The sequence below is a fragment of the Rathayibacter sp. VKM Ac-2857 genome, from assembly GCF_013205025.1.
In the GTDB taxonomy this organism is placed as follows: Bacteria; Actinomycetota; Actinomycetes; order Actinomycetales; family Microbacteriaceae; genus Rathayibacter.
This window is the reverse complement of the sequence record NZ_JABMLE010000001.1, coordinates 1,363,272-1,385,971: the sequence shown is the minus strand read 5'-3', so window position 1 is coordinate 1,385,971 and position 22,700 is coordinate 1,363,272. Positions and strand designations below refer to the sequence as shown.

Genomic DNA, 22,700 nt, shown 5'->3' with positions numbered 1-22,700 from the left:
CGGCGGCGGTGACGGTGTCGGGTCCAGGGTAGGGGCGGCGGGGGCCGCCCGGGCACCCCCTCTGCGGTGCGGCCGCCGCCGCTCCCGCCCACCGCTCCGAACCGCTACTCCGATCGCCGCGGCCCGGCAAGGCCCCGCGAGGGGCAGGCGAAGTCCAGCCGAGTGGAGTCGAATGGGGTCATGGCTCAGAAGACCGTCGCAGACCAGCTCATCGCCCAGCTCATCGACGCCGGGGTCTCCCGGATCTACGGCATCGTCGGCGACTCGCTCAATCCGATCGTCGACGCGGTGCGCCGCAGCGGCGGCTCCGCGAAGGGCGGGATCGACTGGATCCACGTCCGCAACGAGGAGGCGGCGGCCTTCGCGGCCGGCGCGGAGGCGCAGATCACCGGGAAGCTGGCGGTCTGCGCCGGGAGCTGCGGCCCCGGCAACCTGCACCTGATCAACGGCCTGTACGACGCGCATCGCTCGGGCGCCCCCGTGCTCGCCATCGCGAGCCACATCCCGAGCGGCGAGATCGGCTCCGGCTACTTCCAGGAGACGCACCCCGACCGGCTCTTCGTCGAGTGCTCGAACTACCGCGAGCTGGTCTCGACGGCGGCCCAGGCCCCTCGGGTCGTGAATGCGGCGATGCGCAGTGCCGTGGCGCTCCGCGGCGTGGCCGTGGTGACCCTCCCGGGCGACGTCGCCGAGTTCGAGGCGGTCGGCGAGTTCCCGTCCTTCGTGCTGCCGGAGCAGCCGACCCTGATTCCCGCCGCGTCCGACGTCCGCGCACTCGCGCAGGCCATCGACGACGCGAAGACCGTCGCGATCTTCGCCGGCGCCGGCGTGCGGCACGCGCACGACGAGGTCGTCGCGTTCGCGGAGCTGGTCGGCGCGCCGATCGGGCACAGCCTGCGCGGCAAGGAGTGGATCCAGTACGACAACCCCTACGACGTCGGCATGACCGGGCTGCTCGGCTACGGCGCCGCCCACGCGGGCATGCACGACGCCGATCTGCTGATCCTGCTCGGCACCGACTTCCCCTACGAGCAGTTCCTGCCGGACGCCACGAAGGTGGTCATCGCGCAGGTCGACACCGACGCGTCCAAGCTCGGTCGCCGGGTGAGCGTCGCGCACCCCGTGCACGGCGACGTCGCGGCGACCCTCGACGCGCTGACCCCGCTGGTGAAGCGCAAGGACCACCGCTTCCTCGACAAGCTCCTGAAGAAGCACGAGAAGCTCGTCACGGGCGTGGTCGGCAAGTACACCGAGGTCGCCACGAAGCAGCCGATCCATCCGGAGCTGGTCGCGTCGACGCTCGACGAGCTGCTCGCCGACGACGCGATCGTCACCGCCGACACCGGCATGGGCAACGTCTGGCAGGCCCGCTACGTCACGCCGAACGGGCGCCGCCGGCTGCTCGGCTCGTACTCGCACGGCTCGATGGCGAACGCGCTGCCGCAGGCCGTCGGCGCCCAGCTCGCGCAGCCCGGCCGCCAGGTCGTCTCGCTGAGCGGCGACGGCGGGCTCTCGATGCTGATGGGCGAGCTCGTGACGGTCGCCGCGTACAAGCTGCCGGTGACCATCGTCGTCTTCAACAACTCGACGCTCGGGCTGGTGAAGGTGGAGATGCTCGTCGACGGCTTCCCGGACTTCGCGGTGGACGTGCCGATGGTCGACTACGCGCAGGTCGCGACGGCGGTCGGCATCCGGGGGATCCGGGTCGAGGATCCGCGCGAGGTCGAGGCGGCACTCCGCGACGCGCTCGCCGACCCGGGGCCCGTCCTCGTCGACGTGGTGACGGATCCGCTCGCGCTCTCGCTGCCGCCGACGGTCACCGGTGCCCAGGTGAAGGGCTTCGCGCTCGCGATGTCGAAGATGGTGATGAACGGTGGCGCGGGCGAGGCGATCGCGCTGGCCCGCTCCAACGTGAAGCACGCGCTGCCGTGATCGACGCTCCCGCGATCGACCGCGCCGCGCTCGCGACCGGCACCTGGTTCGTGCGCGGCTCGAGCCTGCCGTTGTGGCGGGGGCGCGAGGGGGTCGCGATCACCTACGCGCCCCTGCCCGGCGGCGAGGTCGGCGACGTGGTCAGCTGGTGCGGCCGCCGCTCGACGCGCTACGTGGTCGGGATCGACGCCCCCGACCCCGCGGATCCCGACGGCTTCCGCTGGCGGGGCGTCGAGCCGCTGACGCTGCTGGCCCGCAGCCGCTGGTCGTTCGTCGCCGCCGACGCCGAGGCCGGCTGGGCGCTGACCCGCTTCGCCCGCACGCCGTTCACCCCGGCGGGCGTCGACGTGTACGTCCGCGAGGCGCGCCCGGCCGCCGGTGTCCTGGCCGCCGCCCTCGCGGCCTGCGCCGCGGACCCGCGCACGGCGCCGCTGCGCCCCCGGATGTTCGAGGTCGCGCCCTGACGATTCGGGCTCGGACGGTGGTGGATCTCGATACGCCCGCTGCGCGGCCTACTCGATCAGCATGATCGGCGCCGGACAGACGCCTCATGTTGGTCGAGTAGCCCCGCAGGGGCGTATCGAGACCCGCCCGTCGACGATCAAGGCCTGGACGGTGGTGGATCTCGATACGCCCGCTCCGCGGGCTACTCGATCGCCATGGAGCCGCTCCGACGGAGCCGCCGCTGGCCTAGCATGCTGGTCGAGTAGCCCCGGAGGGGCGTATCGAGACTCGCGCGCTCAGAGGCTCTCGCCGATGGCGATCGACTGGGCCTCGACGGCCTCCGGCTCCTGGCCGTGCGCGTCTGCGCGCGCCAGCGTCCGCCGCCCGAGGAACACGATGAGCGACGCGACGAGCACCGCTCCCGCCGCCGCGTACATCGGGAAGGCCGGCGAGATCGCCGCGGCCAGCGCCGACGCGGCGGGCGGGGCGATCGCTCCGCCGAGGAAGCGCACGCCCGAGTAGGCGGACGAGGCGACGGAGCGCGGCAGGTCGGTCGCCTCCATCACGCACTCGGTCAGCACGGTGTTGACGACGCCCAGCAGCAGGCCGCCGACGATGATGCAGACGATCAGGCCGACCCGCGAGGAGATCAGCAGGCCGCCGGCGACCAGGTCGAGCGCCAGCAGCACCAGCACCGAGCGCAGCACGACGGTGCGCGGCAGCCGCGCGGTCAGCAGCGGAGCGACGAAGACCGAGGTGATCGCGACGCCGAGGCCCCAGCCGAAGAAGGTGAAGCCGAGCCCCATCTCGTCGAGGCCGAGCGGGTACGGCGTGTAGGCCAGCAGCACGAAGAAGCCGATGTTGTAGAACAGCGCCGCACCGGCGAGCGTGCGGATCGCCGGGACCGCGAGCGCCTTGAACGGCGCGGAGAGCGGCGTCGGAGTCGGCCGCGGGCCGTCCTCGCGCAGCAGCGTTGCGATGGCGATGAAGCCGACGGCCATCAGCACGGCCGTTCCGAAGAACGGTCCGCGCCAGGAGACGGACCCGAGCAAGCCGCCGAGCAGCGGGCCGATCGCGATGCCGACGCCGAGCGCGGCCTCGTAGAGCACGATCGCGGCGGAGGATCCTCCGCTGGCCGCGCCGACGATCGTCGAGAGCGCGGTCGAGATGAAGAGCGCGTTGCCGAATCCCCAGCCGGCGCGGAAGCCGATGACGCCCTCGACGCTGCCGGCCGTGCCGGCGAGCGCGGCGAAGACGACGATCAGCACCAGGCCGATCATCAGCGTCTTCTTCGCGCCGATGCGGCTGGAGAGCCAGCTGGTGAAGAACATCACGACGCCGGTGATCACGAGGTAGCTGGTGAACAGCAGCGAGGTCTCGGTCGGCGTCGCCTCGAGGCTCTCGGCGATCGCCGGGAGGATCGGGTCGACGAGGCCGATGCCCATGAAGGCGATGACGGCGGCGAAGGCGACGGCCCAGACGGCGAGCGGCTGCCGGAGGATCGAGCCGCCCGCGGCGGGGAAGTGGGGAGTGGACACGGAGGGGCCTTTCGGAAGAGGGGTCGTGCGGGGAGGGGGAGTCAGGAGGCCGGGCGGTCGGCGACGCGCAGGACGCGCGCCTCGACGAGGGCCGCGGCGCGCTCGAGGGCGCGGCGGTCCTCGTCGTCGAGGTCCTCGAACAGCGGGGCGAGGGCGGCGTCGAGGCGGAGGCGGTGCTCGGCGAGCGCCGCGGATCCCGCCTCGGTGCCCTCGATCAGCCAGGCGCGGCCGTCGCTCTCGTCGTGCACGCGGCGGATCCAGCCGGCCACGTCGAGGCGCGCGATGATGCCGGTCATCGTCGGCTGAGTGACCCGGACGCGCTCGGCGAGCTCGCCCAGTCGGACCGGGGAGGCGGTGCGCAGCTCGGCGAGCGTCGACCAGACGGCGCCGGACTGCGCGCCGAGCCCGGTCGCGCCGCTGGAGCGACCGGCGTACCGCGCGAGCGCGGTGGCGGCGGAGGCGAGGCGGACGGGGGCAGACGGTTCGAGCACGTGCTTAAACATAGCACGCCTATGTATTGACGGAAAGATCGATCCGTCCGGTCCCGCACTGCCCTTCTCCACCGTTGCTGTGCCAGAATTGTTCGCAATCCCTCGTCAGAAGCGGGGATCACCGACGGAAAGAGTTGTCATGCACAGCGTGGTGGAGTCCAGTGCGACCGCCCTCGAATCCGATCTCGACTGCGACGTGGTCGTGATCGGCGCCGGCGCCACCGGCCTGACCGCGGCCCTCCGGCTGCAGGAGCAGGGCCGCCGCGTCGTCGTCCTCGAGGCGCGCGAGCGCGTCGGCGGCCGCCTCGAGACGCGCGTGGTCGAGGGCCAGATGCTCGAGCTCGGCGGCCAGTGGGTCTCGCCGGATCAGACCGCGCTGCTCGAGACGCTCGACGAGCTGGGTCTGGACACTTACTCCCGCTACCGCGAGGGCGAGAGCGTCTACATCGGCGTCGACGGAGACGCCCGCCGCTTCACCGGCGACGTCTTCCCCGGCGGCGAGCACACCGAGGCCGAGATCGAGCGCCTGATCGCGGTGCTCGACCGCCTCGTCGCCGAGACCGACCCGTCCGCCCCGTGGTCGCACCCGCTCGCGCACGACTACGACCGGATCAGCTTCAGCGCCTGGCTCGAGGGCGAGAGCGACGACGCGGAGGCGCGCGCCAACATCGCGCTCTTCATCGCCGACGCCATGCTCACCAAGCCCGCGCACTCCTTCTCGCTGCTGCAGGCGCTGCTGATGGCGGCCAGCGCGGGCAGCTTCAGCAACCTCGTCGACGCCGACTTCATCCTCGACAAGCGGGTCCTCGGCGGGCTGCAGCAGGTCCCGGAGCGGCTCGCCGAGCGCCTCGGCGCCGAGCGCGTCCTGCTCGGCCGGCCGGTCCGCTCCGTCGAGTACGGCGACGGCGGCGTCACGGTGTGCGCCGAGGGCGTCACCGTGCGCGCCCGCCACGCGATCGTCGCCGTGCCGCCGAACCTCGTCAACCGGATCACCTTCGATCCGCCGCTGCCGCGCCTGCGCCAGCAGGCGCTCCAGCACCAGTCCCTCGGCCTCGTGATCAAGGTGCACGCGACCTACGCGACCCCGTTCTGGCGCGCCGACGGCCTCTCCGGCACCGCGTTCAGCCCGCACGCCCTCGTGCACGAGGCCTACGACAACTCCAACGCGGGGGAGGAGCGCGGCACCCTCGTCGGCTTCGTCTCGGACGAGAAGGCCGACCGCGTCCTCGCCCTGCCCGAGGCCGAGCGGAAGGCCGCGATCCTCGACTCCCTCGCCGCCTACTACGGCCCCGCCGCGCTCGATCCCGTCGTCTACTACGAGAGCGACTGGGCGTCGGAGGAGTGGACGCAGGGCGCCTACGCCGCGAGCTTCGACCTCGGCGGACTGACCCGCTACGGCGCGCTGCAGCTCGAGCCGGTGGGGCCGCTCCGCTTCGGCTCGAGCGACCTCGCGGCCGAGGGCTACCAGCACGTCGACGGCGCGATCCGCGTCGGGCGGCGCCTGGCGCAGGAGATCCTGGCCGAGGACGCCGCCGACGCTGACACACAGCACGACACCGCCGACGCGACCGCGCCGGCCCACGACCGTGAAGGAGCACTCCCCGCATGAGCAGCAGCAGCTACGCCGTCATCGACCCGGCCTCGGGCGAGACGCTGAGCGAGTACCCCGGCATCACCGACGCCGAGCTCTCCGAGGCGATCGCCTCGGCCCATGACGCGTACTCCACCTGGTCGCGCACCGTCCCGGTCGCCACCCGCGCGGCCCTGATCGCCCGCGTCGCCGACCTGCACGTCGAGCGCGCCGACGCCCTCGCCGAGATCATCGTCCGCGAGATGGGCAAGCCGCTCGACCAGGCGCAGGGCGAGGTCGGCTTCGCGGCCGACATCTACCGCTACTACGCCGAGAACGGCGAGGAGTTCCTCAAGGACGAGCCGATCGCGCTCTCCGACGGCACCGGCTCGGCGTTCGTCCGCCGCTCGGGCCTGGGCGTGCTGCTGGGCATCATGCCCTGGAACTTCCCCTACTACCAGGTCGCCCGCTTCGCCGGCCCGAACGTGGTGAACGGCAACACGATCCTGCTCAAGCACGCGCCGCAGTGCCCGGAGTCGGCCGCCGCGATCGCGGACATCTTCCGCACCGCCGCCGAGGAGCTCGGCGCCCCCGCCGGCGTCTACGTGAACCTCTACGCGAGCAATGACCAGGCCGCGACCGTCATCGCCGACCCGCGGGTGCAGGGCGTCTCCGTCACCGGCTCCGAGCGCGCGGGAGCGGCCGTCGCCGAGATCGCCGGCCGCAACCTCAAGAAGGTCGTGCTCGAGCTGGGCGGCTCGGACCCGTTCGTGCTGCTCTCCACCGACGACCTCGACAAGGCCGTCGAGGACGCGGTCGCCGCCCGCCTCGACAACAACGGCCAGTCCTGCAACGCCGCCAAGCGCTTCATCGTGATCGACGCGCTCTACGACGCCTTCGCGGAGAAGTTCACCGCGGCCTTCACCGCCGCGCAGCCCGCGGATCCCAACGCCTCGGGGACCCTGCTCGGCCCGCTCTCCTCCGCCGCCGCGACCGAGCGCCTCGAGCAGCAGCTCGCCGTCGCCCGCGAGCAGGGCGCGACCGTCCGCGCGAGCGGCGAGGTGACCGGCAACTTCTTCCCGCCCGCCGTCCTCGAGGACGTCACGCCCGAGATGAACGCCTACCGCGAGGAGTTCTTCGGCCCCGTCGCCGCGCTCTACCGCGTGCACGACGAGGACGAGGCGATCGCTCTCGCCAATGACACCCCCTACGGCCTGGGCTCGTACCTCTACACGACCGACTCGGAGCAGGCCCTCCGCCTGGCCGACCGCATCGACGCCGGCATGGTCTGGATCAACCTCGTCCTCGGCGACGCGGCCGAGCTCCCCTTCGGCGGCGTCAAGCGCTCCGGCACCGGCCGCGAGATGGGCCGCAGCGCCCTCGAGGAGTTCGTCAACAAGAAGCTGATCCGCATCGCCTAGGTCGTCGCCCGGCGGGGCCGTGCCAGCGCGACGGAGGGCCTGCCTTCCAGGCGATCCCTCATCGACAGTCCAAGTCGGGAAGCGCGGTCGGCTCGACGCCCAGCACGTCCAGAACCCGTCGCGCGGTCGAGGGGGTCGACATCGGCAGTCCGCGTTCGAGGCGTCGCACGTCGGAGACGGCCACCCCCGCGGCGTGTGCCAGCTCGTCGGTGGAGAGGCCCTGGATGCGTCGCTCCGAGCCGACGACGGTCGCCAGTACGTCCGGGCGCCGGAGGTACTCCCGTCGCGGTCGGTGCAGAGCCTCTCGGACGTAGGCGGGGTCGCCGTGGAGCGCGTGCTGCACGAGGTTCGTGCCGAAGTCGACGAGCCCGGACTCCACAGTCCCGCCCCACCAGTCCGCCAGCAGCCCGGCGGTCGGGCGACGCGCGAAGCAGGCGGATGCGCGCGGCGGTCCTGGCGCGCTCCTGTCCCTCGAGGCCCGACAGGGTCCGCTCGTGCAGGGCGTGGGCCAGCAGCCGCCGCGACCTGGCGGAGAGCGGCCGGCGCGAGCGCATCTCGGGCACCTCCACGATCTCCCAGCGGCGACCGACCTTCCTGGCCTCGATCCGGCCCGCGGCGATCAGCGCCCGCACTCGGCGCGGAGTCACACCGAGCTGCTCGGCGACCTGGTTGACGTCCATCGCACCTCTCTACAGCGCGGCGACGAGTCGATCGCGAGGGCGACGCGATCTGGCGCAGGATCACTGCCTCGCTGAGATCGCCCGTGATACTCGTCCGGTCACGTCGAGCAGGTGCTCGCGGAGACCGTGAAGGGGAAGGGGAGCGACGATGACCGACGCGGAGCGCTGCACCTACCGGGTCCAGTGGTCGCAGGAGGACGAGCAGTTCCTCGGCACCGTGGCGGAGTTCCCCTCGCTCTCCTGGGCGGCGAACTCGTCGTCGGAGGCGTTCGCGGGGATCCGGAGCGTCGTCGTCGAGGTCCTCGCCGACCTGGCCGGCACCGGCGAGGGCTCGAAGCTCGTCGGGCCAGAAGGCGGGTAAGCTCGCCCGTCATGCGCGTCTTCGGCTGTCCGCACTGCGAGGCGCGGGTGGAGTTCGAGGACGCGCGGTGCCTGCGCTGCGGCACGGCGCTCGCGTACGACGTCGACGCGGACGAGCTCGTCGAGGCGGAGGGGCGCGCGCTCTGCGTGTACCGCGGCACGATCGACTGCACCTGGCTGGCGGCGGAGGGCACGGGTGGCGCCTGCGCCTCGTGTGCCCTGACCAGCGCCCGGCCGCCGGTGTATGACGCGGCGACGCTGAGCCAGCTGACCGTCGCCGAGTTCGCCAAGCGGCGGCTGCTGCGGCAGCTGCGGCATCTCGACCTCCCGGTCCAGGGATCCCGCCGTCTCTCCTTCGAGCTGCTCTCCTCCGCGCAGGGCTCCGTCACGACCGGGCACGCCGACGGCGTGATCACCGTCGACCTCGCCGAGGGGAACGACGCGCACCGCGAGGCGCTCAAGGCGCGCCTCGGCGAGCCGTACCGGACGATGCTCGGCCACTTCCGGCACGAGACCGGCCACTACTACTGGCAGCTGCTCGTCGACGGCACGACGCTCCTGCCCGCGTTCCGTGCGCTGTTCGGCGACGAGCGGGCCGATTACGGCGCCGCGCTCGACGCGCACTACGGCGGCGCCTCGACCGAGGACTGGGCGCGCGATCACATCTCGCAGTACGCCACGACGCATCCGTGGGAGGACTTCGCGGAGACCTTCGCGCACTACCTGCACATCGCCGACGCGCTCGAGACGACCGCGACGGTCGGCCTGACCGTCGCCGGGCCCTGGGGCCGACTCCCCGAATCGCTCGTCGGCGGCGTGCAGGCGACCGGCGCTGAGCGCGTGTCCGGCCTCGAGATGCCCGAGATCCTCGCCCGCTGGCACGGCTTCTCGCTCGCCCTCAACAGCGTGAACCGCTCGATGGGCAAGGACGACCTCTACCCGTTCGTCATCACGCCCGCGATCGCCGAGAAGCTCGCCTGGGTGCACGAGCTGGTGCGACGCGGCGCCTAGGAACTACGCCTCACCGTCGAGCGGCCGGCGCGGCGCCCTCGCCGCCCACGCCTCGCGCAGCAGCTCACCGAGCTCGTCCACGGCGATGCACTCCAGCCGCACGAGCACGCTCGGATGCCCGTCGTAGTGGCTCGTCGTGAAGTACGTCTCCGGGTCGGTCTTCAGCAGCGCCTCGCGCTCGCCCAGATCGGCCCGCCAGACGAGCAGGACACCCGGCCGCTGGTGCAGGCGGGCGAACATCCTCGGGCCGGCGTAGAAGGCCGGGGTGCCGTAGGCGGTCCGCTCCTCGGTGCCGGGGAGCAGGAGCGCCAGTCGGCGCACGTCGTTGTCGTCGCTCATGCTCCCCAGTGTGCGCCGCTACTTCTTCTTGAGCGAGGACTCCTTGTGGGCGGCCTTCGCGTCGGTCTTGTCGCTCTGCACGATCCAGTAGGGCTCGTCGTCCGAGGCGTTGAACTTCTGCCCCTCGAAGTGGAACTCCTTCGTCTTCTTCTCGACCAGCTCGCCGTGGGTCTCGCCCTGCGAGGTGTTCCAGCTGATCTTGTCGCCCTTCTTCACGAGGCGCTTCCTCTCTCTCGTGCCGCACCGGGGGTCCGGGGCAGCGTGATGGTGGTGGTGACGTCGACGATCGCCGGAGTGGCCGGTGCCGACGAGAAGCCGAAGCGGACCGGCGGCGACAGCGGCCCGAGCGCGCCGAGGTCCTCGCCGTCGAGCGACGCGGTGACCCCGAGGATCGAGCGGATCGCACGGACCCCGTAGTACTCCCGCTTGCCGTGGCCGGCCGAGCCCGCGGTGCTCACGCCGCGCACCAGCACGGAGGCGACCGGCGAGATCGCGGTCAGCCACGCGGGGTGCTCGGCGAGCGGCCGCGGCACGATGCGCAGCAGGCGGCCCAGCGGGGTGAGCCGGCCGAGCCGCAGCGACAGATCCAGTGGGCCGGCCGTGGCGTCGATCCCGCCGGCGACGCGACGCCAGGCGACCGGCGCGAGTCGCACCTCGTCGAACGCGTACGTCGACCCGATGAACTCCGCCACCTCGTCGGTCGGCGCGATCAGGATCCGGTGCCCGTCCGCCCGCTCGACCATGGCGTCGGCGAACGCGCCGAACGGCGTGCTCTCCCACAGGCCGAGCACGATCCGGGTGCCGGAGGCCGTGCCGAACCCCGCGATGCGCCCGCTGAAGCGCAGGCGCCGCGAGGTCCGGCCCGGCCCGGCCATCAGGCGGCGGCGGAGCGCAGCAGCGTGAAGGACGCGTCGCGCACGATCAGCGTGGTGACCTCGCCCTCGACGACCTGCTCCGGGTCGCTCGAGCAGGCGAGCACCCACTCCGCACCGGGCGCGTCCGGCACGGTGAACTCGACGCCGTTCTCGGCCGAGTTCAGCAGCAGCGCGAAGCTGTCGCTGCCCTCCGCGCGGAAGACGAACGTGATCGTGCGGGCGTCCGGGTTGTCCCAGTCGTCGTCGGCGAAACCGGCCGCGTCGGAGCGCAGGATGTCGACCGTCTCGGGGCCGTCGCCGGGGGCGCGGCGGAACCACTTCGGGCGCAGGGCCGGCTCGGCCTTCCGCAGCGCGATCAGCTCACGGGTGAAGGCGAGCAGGTTGAGGTCCGCGTTCTCCCAGTCGAACCAGGAGATCTCGTCGTCCTGGCAGTAGGCGTTGTTGTTGCCGCCCTGGGTGCGCGCGATCTCGTCGCCGCCGAGGATCATCGGCACGCCGGCCGAGAGCAGCAGCGTCGCGAGGAAGTTGCGGCGCATCCGGGACCGGCGCTCGTTGACGGCGCCGTTGTCGGTCGGGCCCTCCGCGCCGTTGTTGGAGGAGCGGTTGTCGCTCTCGCCGTCGTTGTTGTCCTCGCCGTTGGCCGCGTTGTGCTTGCGCGAGTAGGCGGTGAGGTCGGCGAGGGTGAAGCCGTCGTGCGCGGTGACGAAGTTGACGCTCGAGACGGGGGAGCGCTTGTCGGCCTCGTAGACGTCCGGCGAGCCGAGGATCCGCTGCGCGGTGGTGCCGAGCACCGAGTCGGCGCCGTGCCAGAAGTCGCGGACGTCGTCGCGGAACTTCCCGTTCCACTCCGACCAGTCGGCGGGGAAGCCGCCCACCTGGTAGCCGGCGGTGTCCCACGGCTCGGCGATCATCTTGACGGGCGCGAGCACCGGGTCCTGCGCGATCAGGTCGAGGAAGGCGCTGTGCACCTCGGCCTCGCCTGTCTGGCGGGTGAGCGTGGTGGCGAGGTCGAAGCGGAAGCCGTCGACGTGCATCTCGGTGACCCAGTAGCGCAGCGAGTCCATGATCAGACCGAGCGCCGCGGGGTGCGCGACGTTGAGGCTGTTACCGGTGCCGGTGGTGTCGAAGTAGTTGGCGCGGTCGTCCTCGACGAGGCGGTAGTAGGAGCCGTTGTCGATGCCCTTGAAGGAGAGGGTCGGGCCCTTGTCGTTGCCCTCGGCGGTGTGGTTGTAGACGACGTCGAGGATGACCTCGAGGCCGGCCTCGTGGAACGCCTTGACCATGGCCTTGAACTCGTCGACCTGCGAGCCGTCGTCGCCGGCGTGCGAGTACTCGTTGTGCGGTGCGAAGAAGCCGAGCGAGTTGTAGCCCCAGTAGTTGCGCAGGCCCTTCTCGACGAGGTGCGAGTCCTGCACGAACTGGTGCACCGGCAGCAGCTCGACCGAGGTCACGCCGAGGTCGGTGAAGTGCTTGATCGACGCGGGGTGGCCGAGGCCGCGGTAGGTGCCGCGGATCTCCTCGGGCACGTCGGGGTGCAGCTGGGTGAAGCCCTTCACGTGCACCTCGTAGACGACGGTCTCGTCCAGCGGGATGCGCGGGGCCTCGTCGCCGGTCCAGTCGAAGGAGTCGGGGTCGGTCACGACGCAGCGCGGCACGGCGGCCGCGTCGTCGGCGTCGTTCCGGGTGTCGGCGTCCTCGTAGAACTGGCCGAAGACGTCCTCGCTCCAGTCGTAGCCGCCCTCGATCGCGGTGGCGTGCGGGTCGAGCAGGAGCTTCGCGGCGTTGTGGCGGAGGCCGTTGGCGGGGTCCCAGGGGCCGTCGACGCGAAGGCCGTAGCGGGTGCCGACGCGCATGCCGGGGACGATGCCGTGGAAGACGTGTCCGGTGCGCTCGGAGAGGGTGATGCGGGTCTCGGCTCCGGACTCGTCGAAGAGGCAGACCTCGACGCTGTCCGCGGTCTCGGAGTAGACGGCGACGTTCGCGCCGGCGTCGCCGCGGAGGGAGACGCCGAGGGGGTAGGGGAAGGAGCGGGGAGATGCGGGCATGCGACCATCCTGACGAACGCTCCCTGAGCGGTTCTCGCCCTTGTCCGGCGGGGCACGGGCCGGTACTGTTCCGGACCCTCCTCCACGCGCCACCCTGGCGCGAGCGGCCCGCCGAGGCATATAGTCAGCTGGCTTACTAATGGAGCTCCGGACCGGATCCGGGGCGGAGGAGGACGGCATCATGGCTCTCGCAGCAGCACGGCGCCGGTGGATCGGACTGGTCGTGATCAGCCTCGGTGTGGCGACGATCATCGTCGACTCGACGATCGTGAACGTGGCGATCCCGTCGATCGTCGCCGACCTCGGCATCACCTCGACCCAGGTGCAGTGGGTGCAGGAGTCCTACACGCTCGTCTTCGCCGCGCTCCTGCTCGCCTTCGGCACGCTCGCCGACCGCTGGGGCCGGCGCCGGATGCTCGTCGTCGGCATCGCGCTGTTCGCGCTGTCCTCGGTGGCAGCGTCGCTCGCGGCGACCGGCGACCTGCTGATCCTGTCGCGGGTGGTGCAGGGCGTGGGCGGCGCGATGGTGCTGCCGTCGACGCTCTCGCTGATCAACGCCACCTTCCGCGGCAAGGAGCGCGCGATCGCCTTCGCCGTCTGGGGCTCGACGATCGGCGGCATGACCGCCGTCGGCCCGCTGCTGGGCGGCTGGCTCACCACCGACTTCTCCTGGCGCTGGGCCTTCGGGATCAACATCCCCCTCGGGATCGTCATCGTCGTCGGCGCGCTGCTCTTCGTCGACGAGTCGAAGCAGCCGGACGCGGGCCGCGTCGACCTGGTCGGCGCGCTGCTCTCGGTCGTCGCCTCCGCCGGCCTGGTCTTCGGCCTGATCGAGGGCCGGAGCCTCGGCTGGTGGCTGCCCTCGCCGGTGCCGGTCGCCTTCGTGGTCGCCGTCCTCGCGACCATCGCCTTCGTGCTCTGGGCGCGGGCCCGCGAGCGCGCCGGGCGCTCGGCGATGCTCTCGCTCCGGCTCTTCCGGCTGGCCTCGTTCCGCAACGGCAGCATCGCCGCGATGATCGTCTCGCTCGGCGAGTTCGGCATCATCCTGGCCCTGCCGATCTGGCTGCAGAACGTGCTCGGCTACACGGCCGTGCAGACCGGGCTGGTGCTGATCGCCCTCGCGCTCGGCTCGTTCGTCGCCTCCGGCTTCGCGGGCGCGTTCGGCAACCGCGTCTCGGCCGTGCTGATCGTCCGGGTCGGGCTCGCGGCCGAGATCGTGGGCGTCGTCGGCATCGGCGCCGTCGTCTCCGACACGACGCCGTGGTGGGCGCTCGTGCCCTTCCTCGCCGTCTACGGCTCCGGCGTCGGCCTCGCCACCGCGCAGCTGACCGGGGTCGTGCTGCGCGACGTGCCGGTCGAGCTCAGCGGGCAGGGCTCCGGCACCCAGTCGACGGCCCGGCAGATCGGCTCGGCGCTCGGCATCGCGGTGCTCGGCACGATCCTCTACACCTCGACCGCGGGTGTCCTCGCCTCGTCGCTGGAGGACCAGGGGCTGCCGGCCGCGCAGGTCAGCAGCACGGTGGACGCCGTCGTCGACTCCTCGGGAGCGGCCATCGCCGGTCTCGCGGCCGACCCCGGCACCGCGGACGTCGCGCGGGCCGCGGGGGAGGCGCTCTCGGACGGCACGCGCTTCGCCGCCTTCGCCGCGGGTGCGTTCCTGGCCGTCGGCTTCGCGGCGACCCTCTCCCTCGGCGGCGCGGCGCCGCGCGAGGAGGAGGGCGAGTCCGCCGCCCCGGTCGGCTCGGGTCCGGTCAGCTCAGCGGAGCCGCGTCGTCGGCGGTGAAGACGATCTTGCCGATCGTCCGATCGGTGCCCTGAGCGCGCCGCGCCAGCACGGCGACGATCTCGTCGAGCGGATGCACGGCGCCGGCCGCGGGGACGAGCTCGCCCGAGACGGCGAGCGAGACCGCGCGGCCGATCCGCTCGGCGCTCGCCGTGACGATCAGGTTGCTCACCTTCGGGCGGCCGCGCCGGACGAGGCTCGCCGCCTGGGCGCCGAGGTCCGGGCCGCTCGGCACGAGGGTGGCGTAGCGGCCGCCGTCGGCCAGCAGGATCGCGGCGTCCCGCGCCGGCAGGTGTCCGGAGACGTCGAGCACCGCGTCGAAGCGGCCGCCGAGCACGCCGAGGTCGAGCAGGCGGTAGTCGTGCGGCTCGGCGCCGAGCCCGCGCAGGGTGTCGGCGGACGCGGCGGAGCCGGTCGCGGCGACGGTGCAGCCCGCGCGGAGGAGCAGCTGCACGACGAGGTTCCCGATCGCTCCGGAGCCGCCGCCCACCAGCACCTCTTCGCCGGCCCGGACCCGCAGGGCGTCGACCACGCCGATCGCGGTGCCGCCGGACATCGCCAGCGTCACCCCCTGCACGTCGTCGAGGGAGTCGGGCAGCGGCACCAGCGAGCGGCCGCGGACGATCGCGGCGTCGGCGAAGGCGTCGCCGTCGCGGGTCATGCCCACCACCCGGTCGCCGATCGAGACGGAGTGGTCGCCCGGGCCGAGCGCCTCGACCGTGCCGGCGATGTCGAGCCCGAAGCCGTAGGGGCGCTTCCGGCCGACCGTCATGATCCGGGCGGCGCCGGAGAGGATCTTCTCGTCGGTCGCGTTGATGCTCGCGGCGCGCGTGCGCACCAGCACCTCGCCGCGTCCGGGCATCGGCACGGGGGCCTCCCGCCAGGAGAGCACGTCCGGTCCGCCGAACCGCTCGTAACCCAGTCGTCGCACTTCCCGCTCCCGTCGTCGTGCCGCCGAGGCGGTCGTCCCCCGAGCCTAGGCGCTGGCCGCCCGGTGCTACCGTGGCGGCCATGAGCGCAGACGAGAGCCCCGAGTTCGCCGGATTCACCAGCGGAGGCTCGGCGAACGTCGAGCAGCCGGACGACGTCCAGCCCGCCGACGCCGAGAACGAGGAGAGCACCACTCCCGACGAGAGCGCCGACCCCGACCACCCCTACGACTCGATGGCCGAGAGCGGCACCGAGAACGCCCCGGAGGACGAGGTCGGCTCCCGCGAGGACGAGGAGGGGCTGCTCGCCCCCGGCAGCACGGCCGAGGGCGCGGGCACCTCGCTCGGGGCCGTCCCGGTCGAGGCGCGGCGCGAGGCCGAGCCGCTCGGCGCGCACGACGGCGAGGCCGGCTCGGGCCAGCTCGCCGACGAGCGCTGGCGCCACAACGGCGTCGATCCGCTCGGCTGAGCCCGTCCGCGGCGCGGCCCGGCGTCCAGGAACTACTCCGGTTGCTCGGAGGAGCCCCCCTGGCGGGCCCCGTACGGTTCCGGAGGACGCGGCACGCCGGCCGCGCGGACGGGGAGTCTCATGTCGTTGCTGTTCAACCGCGCGCGGGAGCTCCGCTGGACCCCGGACGAGCGGCAGGCCCTCGCGGAGGCCGTGGCCGAGGATCGTGCCCAGCTCTGGCGCAGCGTCGGCGAGCTGGACCGCACGGTCGTCGTCTCGACGGAGGACCCGGGGGTGCGCGGCGGCGCCCGCTGGCCGACCGATCACCGCGCGTTCCTCCGCGTCGAGCGCGGCGCCTCCGTGGTGCTCGCCACCGACGGCCTCAGCGATCCCTTCGACCGCCTCGCGCGACCCGGCACCGGCCTCGGTCTCGAGCTGTGCCTCGAGACCTCGGCGCTCCGGGGCATCCCCGCGGCCGACCTCTGGAACCACTGGCAGTTCCGCGTCCTCTACGAGGCGGCCCGTCTCGCGGCGCTGCAGGGCGTCTGCTGCCGCACGGGCGTCGACACCGCGACCCTGCACGGCGCGGCCGCTCCGCCGGCCTGGACCGACGAGCACGGCTCGGTCGGCGTGCTGCTGGGGCTCCGCGGCGGCGGCCTGCCCGAGCGCCTCGAGCTGGCGACCGGCGACGTCGAGCTGGTGACCCTCACTCCGCTCTGGCCGGAGGAGTACGCCTGGGCGTCCGTCGACGCCACCGCCCGCGAGGAGATCGCGGCACGCCTGCGCGCCCTGCCGCACGACGAGCTCGTGCACACCGCCCGCCCCCGCGTCGTCTGAGCCGCGTGCGTCGGCATCCCGCAGACATGCTGGTCGAGTAGCCCCGGAGGGGCGTATCGAGACCCGCCGTCCTCAGCGGGGTGGGTCGTCCGGCGGTGGTGGATCTCGATACGCGCCCTGCGGGCGCTACTCGATCAGCATGGTGGGCGTGTCGGCCGACTTGCCGGGCGAGTAGCCGCTAGCGGCAAGCATGCTGGTCGAGTAGCCCCGGAGGGGCGTATCGAGACCCGGGGGTCAGGCGTGCTCGTCGGGCTCCGCGGCCAGGACCATCTCGCCGGTGGCGTTGGCGTGGGCGATCAGCTCGTCGATCCAGGTGCGGTTGAGGGCCGGGCGCCGGCCGCCGTGGAAGCGGAAGTGCAGCGGCGTCGTCGGGTGGATCCAGACGGAGCTGCGGCCGTAGCCGCTCGACTCCGGCTCGGTCCAGGAGAGGCTGAACGACTCGTTCCGCCGCATCTTCGCGAACATCGCCACCTTCAGGTGGGCGAGCAGTCGATCGTCGAAGTCGATCTCGAGTGACTGCGGCCCGTAGATCAGTCGTCCCATGCTCGCGAGGATACCGCCGCGGCGCGGCCCCGGGCAGGTCGGACCGGGAACGACGAACGCCCCGCCCACCGGATCCGAGGATCGCGGGGGACGGGGCGTTCAGAGGTCGCTGCGGCCCGGAGGCCGTGTGACGCAGGAGTCGGTGATTACTCGCCGACGCCGCGGATGTTCGCGGCCTGCGGGCCCTTGCGGCCCTGCTCGACGTCGTACTCGACGTGCTGGTTCTCGACGAGCTCGCGGTAGCCCTCCTTGGCGATGGCGGAGAAGTGCGCGAACACGTCGGCGCCTCCGTCGTCGGGAGCGATGAAGCCGAAGCCCTTTTCGGAGTTGAACCACTTAACGGTGCCAGTAGGCATTTCTTTTCCTTACGTGATGGTGACGCCCGCGTGAGCGGCCGTCGTTAGATTTCGCACAGCTGTGCGGTACCCGATCCGCTCGGCCGCTGCGGGTGAAACACGCGTCGGCCGGATGGTCCGGGTCGTCTGGGGGCGGAGAGCGCGGCTCCTCGTGGGGAGTGCGTCTGCGCGGGGGAGAACGTCCCGCTCACCGAGAGTGTCGGAGAAGCGGGGGTCGAACGAGGAACGGCGCGGCTTCCGCGGCGTCCTGTGAAGGGCGGTACCCGCGGGTGAGGCGGGCGTTCGAACCGGGAGATCGAGGGCGATGCACTCGATCCGTGCGGTCTCTATCAGGGGCTGAGTCTCTTCGTCGTGGTGCGACTTCTCAGCCGTGGAATTCGGGCGATCGCCCAGGAGATGACCCCACTCTACGGGAGACGGGCGCCCGAGCGCGACCGCGGAGTGCAGAACGGCTCCGCGCGCGTCCGTCCGCTGTGCCACGATGCAACTCCGGGTGCGGCTCGCGCACCCCCTGCCGGCGAGGTGTCGATGCTGCTCCCGAGTGCCGAGACCCCCGGTGCCGAGACCCCGGGTGCCGAGACCTCGAGTGCCGCGACCGCCGCGATCGCGACCGCCGACGCGCTCGAGCTCCGGCGCGAGCAGAGCGAGGTCGGGCTCGCGTGCGCGCGCCGGGCCGGGGGCGTCTTCGCGGGCGCGTCCGCGCTCCACCTGGCTCTGCTCGCGCCCGGCGAGCTGCTCGCCGTGCTGCCGAGCGCCCTCCTGCTCGTCGTCAGCGCCGCGATCCAGCTCTCCTCGCGCCGGGCCGGCCCCGCCGGGGCGCGGGCGGTGCTGGCCGGTCTCGTGCTCGGCTTCGCCGCGCTCGCCGCGTTCCTCGGCCCGGGCGTCCAGGACGGCGACCGCACCGTGCTCAGCTGCGTGACGATGCTCGCCTCGATGGCCCTCCCCGCCGGGCTGCTCGCGATCGGCTCGTCCCCGCGGCTCGGTGCGGCGGCCGTGCTCGCCGGCCTCCCGGCGCTGGCCCTCGCGACGGCGGCCACCTGGGGGTCGGGCCGCGCGCTGTTCGTCGGCCTCTCGGTCGTCGTCTGCTGGATCATCGCCGTCATCGGCGCCCGCTGGCTCGCCTCCAGCGTCGAGCGCGCGCACGCCGGCACCGCGCGCCTCCTCACCGCGCACGCGGCCGAGCGCCGCTCCAGCGAGAGCGAGGCGCAGCGCCGCCGCGAGGCGCGGCTGATGCACGACACGATCCTCGCCACCCTCACCCTCCTCGCCCACCGCGGCGAGGGCGTCCCCGCGTCGACGCTGCGGGCCCAGGCCGAGGCGGACCTCGCCCTCCTCCGCCGGCTCGACCGCGCCGAGCCGGAGCCGGCTCCGACGGCGGTCGAGGAGGGGAGCCCGGTGCCCGCCGTGCTCGCCGAGGTCGGCCGCCGGGCGCAGACGCTCGGCGTGGAGGTGCGCTGGCACGCGGGCGCCGACGACTCCGGCACCGAGGTCCCCCTCCGCGCACCGGCGCTCGACGCCCTCGCGCGGGCGGCGGGGGAGTGCCTCGAGAACGTGCGCCGCCACTCCGGCACCGCCACCGCGCACGTCACGCTCGACCAGGGGCCGGACTCGGTCCGGGTGACCGTCTCGGACGCCGGTCGCGGCTTCGACCCCTCGGCGGTGCCCGCGGCGCGGCTCGGGCTCGCGCAGTCGGTCGTCGGGCGGATCGAGGCGGTCGGCGGGACGGTCCGGGTGTTCTCCGCGGTCGGCGCCGGCACGACCGTCCTGATGAGCGTGCCGCGATGACCGCCCCGGCGGAGGCCGCCGACCGCTCCGGCGAGGGCACGCTCGTCGAGCTGGTCCGGGCGGCGGGGCAGGGCCCGCGGACGCTCGACTCGGTCCGCCAGCGGATCACCCGCACGAACCGCCTCACCGCGAGCTATCTCAGCGTCGGCTTCCTCTCGATCTCCGTGGCGCTGGTGGTCCGCGGACTCGCCTCCTTCCTCTGGGCGCTGAACGACCGGTCGGCGACCTGGCTCTCCGGCCTCTCCTGGGTCCTGGTGCTCGGCGCGCTCGCGGTGGGGATCGTCGTCGTGGTGACCCGGCGCGGCGAGCTGCCCCGCCGGCTGTTCGCCGGGGTCGTCGTCGTCGACGCCGTGGCGCTGGTGCTGGAGTTCGCCGACTACGCGCTGCCGGCGCCGGCGCCGCTCTACTACCCGACGGTCTGCATCGGAGTGGGCGCGACGGTGATCGCGCTCCTGGGCTTCCAGCCGCCCGCGCGGAGCACCGGCGCGATCGCCGGGCTCGTCGCGCTCAGCCTGCTCGGGCTGCTGGGCCACGCGCTGCTCGCCGACGACGGAACGAGCATCGCCGTGGGGAACGTCCTGCTGTCGACCGCGCCGGTGGCGGTCTACGCGGCCCTGCTCACCGCACTCGACCGCCACGTGCACCGCGGGCTCGACCGCACGCTGGCCGACAGCGTGGTGGACGGACCGGGCACGGGTCCGGGCAGCCTCGCCGCCGCGGAGCTCGCCCGCGTCGACGCGGAGATCGCGGAGCTGCTCGAGGAGGTCGTCGCCCGCGACACCGTCCCCGACGCCGATCTCGGCGAGCGCGCCCGGCTGCTCGGCGACCGGCTGCGGGAGGTGCTGGCGCGCAGCCACGACCGCACCTGGCTGCAGATCGCAGTGGAGGAGTCGGCGCTGCTGGCCGGGTCGGTCCTCGTCCGCGACCCGCGCGGGGTGGCCGCCGCGCTCGCTCCGCCCGACCGCTCGCGCCTGCTCTCGGTCCTCTGGCTGCTGACGACGCAGGCGGGCGCCGGTCGCCCGCCGATCGAGCTGCTGCTCGCGCAGAGCGAGGACGCGGCGGCACCCGTGCGGATCGTCCTCCGCGCGCCGGGTCTGCGCCCGCGCGACCTCGATCCCTCGGTGTGGGGGATCCTCGGCGAGATCGGCGCGCATCGGGCCTCGCCGGAGGGGACGGGCACGACGATCGAGCTGGACCACCGCCCGCCGGGGAGGCCGGCATGAGTGCGCCCGATCCCGTGACGGCGAGCGGGGCCCCCGGGATCGCCCTCGCCATCCTCGACGACCACCCGATCCTGCTCAGCGCCCTCACCGAGTGGATCAACCGCTCCGGCTCCGACATCCGCGTCGTCGCGACCGCCCCGAGCTGGACCGCGCTGCTGGCGCACCCGCGCTTCCCGACCGACGTCGTGCTGCTGGACATCGACCTCGGCGACGACCTCGACCTCGCGATGAAGATCCGCACCATCACCGCCTCGGGAGCGGCGACGATCATCATCAGCACGCACTCGCAGCCGGAGACCGTCGCGGGGGCCTTGGAGGCGGGAGCACGCGGCTATCTAGTGAAGAGCGAGCGGACCGAGGTCATCCTCGAGGCGATCCGCACCGCGGCGCGCGGCGAGTGCTTCCTCACCCCGCAGACCCGGGCGCTGCTCGGCGGCGGCGGCGCGGGACCGCTGACGGCCCGCGAGCGCCGGATCGTCGGCCTCTTCGTCGAGGGCCTCTCGCTCAAGCAGGTCGCGACCGAGCTCGGGATCACCCAGGACGCGGCGCGCAGCTCGCTCCGCAACGCCCGGGCGAAGTACCGCGCCGAGGGCGTCGGCGTGAGCACGAAGATCGCGCTGCGGCGCCAGGCGCTGCGCGACGGGATCATCGGGCGCACGCCCTAGGGGTGCGGCCCGACGGTCCCGTCGTGGCGATCCGAGCGGGTCAGACGCTCTCGTCGCGCTTCTGCCGGGCCGGCTCGGCCGGGCGGTCGGGGCCGTTCCAGACCGAGACGATGCCCCAGGCGACCGCGGCGATCGGCACGGCGAGGACGGCGCCGACGATGCCGGCGAGCACGGTGCCGATGGTCAGCGCGATCAGCACGATCAGCGGGTGCAGCTTGAGCGAGCGGGCCATCACGACCGGCTGGAGGAAGTTGCCCTCGAGCTGGTTGACCGCGATGACGACGATGATCACGATCAGCGCGGCCACAGGGCCGTTCGCCACCAGCGCGACGAGGGCGGCGAGGATGCCGGCGGCCGTCGCTCCGACGATCGGGATGAAGGCGGTGAGGAAGACGATCACCGCGAGCGGGAGGGCCAGCGGCACCTGCAGGATCGCCAGGGCGACGCCGATGCCGATCGCGTCGACCGCAGCGACGGTCGCCGTGCCGCGGATGTAGCCGCCGAGGACGTCGACCGTCTTGCCGCCGACGCGCTTGGCGCGGTCGTAGCTCGAGCCGGTGAAGGGGCGGAGCAGGAACTCCCAGATCTTCGGGCCGTCCTTCATGAAGAAGAAGAGGACGACGATCATCAGCACCAGGCCGGTGACGAAGTTGGCGGCGGCGGCCGCGCCGGCGAGGGCGCCGGAGCCGAAGGAGCTCGAGGTGAGGAAGTCGACCACCGTCTGGCGGGCGTCCTCGATCTGCTGCTCGTCGATCTGGAACGGCAGGTGCTGCACGTAGTCCTGCAGCGAGGCGATGCCGTCGGAGGCGCTGCTGACCAGCTCGTCCCACTGGTTGCGGACGGCGACGGTGATCAGCCAGCCGATGGCGCCGAGGATCGCGAGGAGGCCGATCAGGGCGATCCAGGTCGCCAGGATCGAGGGCACGCCCTTGCGGCGCATCCAGGCGAGGACCGGGTGGATGGCCGAGGCGAGGATGATCGCGATCAGCACCGGGATGATCACCAGCGTGAGCTGGGTCATCGCCAGGACGAGGACCGCGGCGAGTCCCAGGACGATGAGCGCCTGGAGGCAGCGGAAGGCGAAGCGCCCGAGTCCGTCGCTCCAGACCGTCGGCCGCCGCTCGGCGGGGGGAGCGGCCGGGGGAGTGGCCGGGGGGTCGGTGCGGTCGAAGAAGCCCATGGGGGGAACGGTACTGGAGCGACGGAGCCCGGTTCTCCCGCTTGACGGGCGCGGAGACGCCCCGGTGGCGGGTCGGACCCGCGACGGCCGGATCGCGCGCGGGATGCGGAATCCGTTGCGTCCGGCACGGATCACTGAGCAGAATCACCTGCTCGACGCCGGATCGGCGCCTCCGGGAACGGTATCCATTGCTTTCACGACGGAATCCGCACTAGGGTCGCCGTGTCCATGCAAGCGCATGGGGT

The 22,700-nt window shown here is 73.0% G+C and carries 23 protein-coding genes and 1 pseudogene; 12 read left to right on the top strand and 12 right to left on the bottom strand.

The genetic code is table 11. The features are described 5' to 3' along the window. Positions 1 to 180 precede the first annotated feature (180 nt). Together HQQ86_RS06460 and HQQ86_RS06455 are read left to right on the top strand one after the other, a co-directional pair. The gene (locus HQQ86_RS06460) at positions 181 to 1,932 is read left to right on the top strand and encodes a pyruvate dehydrogenase (RefSeq protein ID WP_173287252.1); all 1,752 of its coding nucleotides are present in this window, start codon (positions 181 to 183) and stop codon (positions 1,930 to 1,932) included. Then, positions 1,929 to 2,396, top strand: coding sequence for a hypothetical protein (locus tag HQQ86_RS06455; protein ID WP_173287251.1), 468 nt, complete (start codon positions 1,929 to 1,931; stop codon positions 2,394 to 2,396). Before HQQ86_RS06460 ends, HQQ86_RS06455 begins: the two co-directional genes overlap by 4 nt. 276 nt (positions 2,397 to 2,672) lie before the next feature. Here HQQ86_RS06455 and HQQ86_RS06450 read toward each other — a convergent pair whose 3' ends face one another. After that, entirely contained in the window at positions 2,673 to 3,914 is a 1,242-nt protein-coding gene (locus HQQ86_RS06450) for an MFS transporter (protein WP_367948562.1), read from the bottom strand. Between the two features lie 41 nt (positions 3,915 to 3,955). Continuing rightward, positions 3,956 to 4,405, bottom strand: a complete 450-nt coding sequence (locus tag HQQ86_RS06445) for a MarR family transcriptional regulator (RefSeq protein ID WP_173287250.1) — start codon at positions 4,403 to 4,405, stop codon at positions 3,956 to 3,958. 139 nt (positions 4,406 to 4,544) lie between these two features. Here HQQ86_RS06445 and HQQ86_RS06440 point away from each other — a divergent pair, with 139 nt between their 5' ends. Then, positions 4,545 to 6,014, top strand: a complete 1,470-nt coding sequence (locus HQQ86_RS06440; protein WP_173287249.1) for an NAD(P)/FAD-dependent oxidoreductase — start codon at positions 4,545 to 4,547, stop codon at positions 6,012 to 6,014. Beyond that, positions 6,011 to 7,396 (top strand): NAD-dependent succinate-semialdehyde dehydrogenase, encoded by a 1,386-nt coding sequence (locus tag HQQ86_RS06435; RefSeq protein WP_173287248.1) that lies wholly within the window; start codon positions 6,011 to 6,013, stop codon positions 7,394 to 7,396. Before HQQ86_RS06440 ends, HQQ86_RS06435 begins: the two co-directional genes overlap by 4 nt. Before the next feature lie 58 nt (positions 7,397 to 7,454). Here HQQ86_RS06435 and HQQ86_RS21190 read toward each other — a convergent pair whose 3' ends face one another. Together HQQ86_RS21190 and HQQ86_RS21965 are read right to left on the bottom strand one after the other, a co-directional pair. After that, positions 7,455 to 7,739, bottom strand: coding sequence for a helix-turn-helix transcriptional regulator (locus tag HQQ86_RS21190; protein ID WP_173287247.1), 285 nt, complete (start codon positions 7,737 to 7,739; stop codon positions 7,455 to 7,457). 244 nt (positions 7,740 to 7,983) lie between these two features. Beyond that, positions 7,984 to 8,076, bottom strand: a pseudogene (locus HQQ86_RS21965) (helix-turn-helix domain-containing protein); the annotation flags it as partial. Between the two features lie 148 nt (positions 8,077 to 8,224). Between HQQ86_RS21965 and HQQ86_RS06420 the strand changes: the two are divergent. Next, positions 8,225 to 8,437 carry a hypothetical protein gene (locus tag HQQ86_RS06420; RefSeq protein WP_173287246.1) on the top strand — a complete coding sequence of 71 codons (213 nt, stop codon included), beginning with the start codon at positions 8,225 to 8,227 and terminating at the stop codon, positions 8,435 to 8,437. 11 nt (positions 8,438 to 8,448) lie between these two features. Next, positions 8,449 to 9,447, top strand: coding sequence for a putative zinc-binding metallopeptidase (locus HQQ86_RS06415; RefSeq protein WP_173287245.1), 999 nt, complete (start codon positions 8,449 to 8,451; stop codon positions 9,445 to 9,447). Positions 9,448 to 9,450: 3 nt separating this feature from the next. Here HQQ86_RS06415 and HQQ86_RS06410 read toward each other — a convergent pair whose 3' ends face one another. The 4 genes from HQQ86_RS06410 to glgX are packed head-to-tail and all read right to left on the bottom strand — an operon-like array spanning position 9,451 to position 12,706. Next, on the bottom strand, positions 9,451 to 9,786 hold the full coding sequence (locus HQQ86_RS06410; protein ID WP_173287244.1) for an MmcQ/YjbR family DNA-binding protein: 336 nt from the start codon (positions 9,784 to 9,786) through the stop codon (positions 9,451 to 9,453). An 18-nt stretch (positions 9,787 to 9,804) separates the two neighbouring features. Next, a complete protein-coding gene (locus HQQ86_RS06405; RefSeq protein WP_160087155.1) occupies positions 9,805 to 10,002 on the bottom strand; it encodes a DUF2945 domain-containing protein in 198 nt (65 codons plus the stop codon). Next, positions 9,999 to 10,661: a hypothetical protein gene (locus tag HQQ86_RS06400; RefSeq protein WP_173287243.1), complete on the bottom strand. Its 663-nt coding sequence runs from the start codon at positions 10,659 to 10,661 to the stop codon at positions 9,999 to 10,001. Before HQQ86_RS06400 ends, HQQ86_RS06405 begins: the two co-directional genes overlap by 4 nt. Beyond that, complete coding sequence (glgX, locus tag HQQ86_RS06395; RefSeq protein WP_173287242.1) at positions 10,661 to 12,706, bottom strand: glycogen debranching protein GlgX; 2,046 nt, start codon at positions 12,704 to 12,706, stop codon at positions 10,661 to 10,663. The genes HQQ86_RS06400 and glgX overlap by 1 nt, the downstream gene beginning before the upstream one ends. 181 nt (positions 12,707 to 12,887) lie before the next feature. On the opposite strand from glgX, the gene HQQ86_RS06390 reads away from it, so the two are divergent. Beyond that, a complete protein-coding gene (locus tag HQQ86_RS06390) occupies positions 12,888 to 14,489 on the top strand; it encodes a DHA2 family efflux MFS transporter permease subunit (protein ID WP_173287241.1) in 1,602 nt (533 codons plus the stop codon). Here HQQ86_RS06390 and HQQ86_RS06385 read toward each other — a convergent pair. Continuing rightward, on the bottom strand, positions 14,458 to 15,420 hold the full coding sequence (locus HQQ86_RS06385) for an NADP-dependent oxidoreductase (protein WP_173287240.1): 963 nt from the start codon (positions 15,418 to 15,420) through the stop codon (positions 14,458 to 14,460). The two genes, HQQ86_RS06390 and HQQ86_RS06385, sit on opposite strands and share 32 nt — an antisense overlap. Positions 15,421 to 15,500: 80 nt before the next feature. Between HQQ86_RS06385 and HQQ86_RS06380 the strand changes: the two genes are divergently transcribed. Continuing rightward, on the top strand, positions 15,501 to 15,887 hold the full coding sequence (locus tag HQQ86_RS06380; protein WP_173287239.1) for a hypothetical protein: 387 nt from the start codon (positions 15,501 to 15,503) through the stop codon (positions 15,885 to 15,887). Positions 15,888 to 16,007: 120 nt separating this feature from the next. After that, on the top strand, positions 16,008 to 16,703 hold the full coding sequence (locus HQQ86_RS06375) for a hypothetical protein (RefSeq protein ID WP_173287238.1): 696 nt from the start codon (positions 16,008 to 16,010) through the stop codon (positions 16,701 to 16,703). A 234-nt stretch (positions 16,704 to 16,937) separates the two neighbouring features. Here HQQ86_RS06375 and HQQ86_RS06370 read toward each other — a convergent pair whose 3' ends face one another. Beyond that, positions 16,938 to 17,246, bottom strand: coding sequence for a hypothetical protein (locus HQQ86_RS06370; protein ID WP_173287237.1), 309 nt, complete (start codon positions 17,244 to 17,246; stop codon positions 16,938 to 16,940). A 146-nt stretch (positions 17,247 to 17,392) separates the two neighbouring features. Beyond that, positions 17,393 to 17,602, bottom strand: coding sequence for a cold-shock protein (locus tag HQQ86_RS06365; RefSeq protein ID WP_123444803.1), 210 nt, complete (start codon positions 17,600 to 17,602; stop codon positions 17,393 to 17,395). Positions 17,603 to 18,130: 528 nt separating this feature from the next. On the opposite strand from HQQ86_RS06365, the gene HQQ86_RS06360 reads away from it, so the two are divergent. From HQQ86_RS06360 to HQQ86_RS06350, 3 genes are read left to right on the top strand one after another with little or no spacing between them, the layout of a single operon-like run. After that, the gene (locus HQQ86_RS06360) at positions 18,131 to 19,387 is read left to right on the top strand and encodes a sensor histidine kinase (RefSeq protein ID WP_173287236.1); all 1,257 of its coding nucleotides are present in this window, start codon (positions 18,131 to 18,133) and stop codon (positions 19,385 to 19,387) included. Beyond that, positions 19,384 to 20,610 carry a hypothetical protein gene (locus HQQ86_RS06355; protein WP_173287235.1) on the top strand — a complete coding sequence of 409 codons (1,227 nt, stop codon included), beginning with the start codon at positions 19,384 to 19,386 and terminating at the stop codon, positions 20,608 to 20,610. Before HQQ86_RS06360 ends, HQQ86_RS06355 begins: the two co-directional genes overlap by 4 nt. Beyond that, positions 20,607 to 21,275, top strand: coding sequence for a response regulator transcription factor (locus tag HQQ86_RS06350; protein ID WP_173287234.1), 669 nt, complete (start codon positions 20,607 to 20,609; stop codon positions 21,273 to 21,275). Before HQQ86_RS06355 ends, HQQ86_RS06350 begins: the two co-directional genes overlap by 4 nt. Before the next feature lie 40 nt (positions 21,276 to 21,315). Here HQQ86_RS06350 and HQQ86_RS06345 read toward each other — a convergent pair whose 3' ends face one another. Then, entirely contained in the window at positions 21,316 to 22,455 is a 1,140-nt protein-coding gene (locus HQQ86_RS06345) for an AI-2E family transporter (protein WP_173287233.1), read from the bottom strand. Positions 22,456 to 22,700 lie beyond the last annotated feature (245 nt).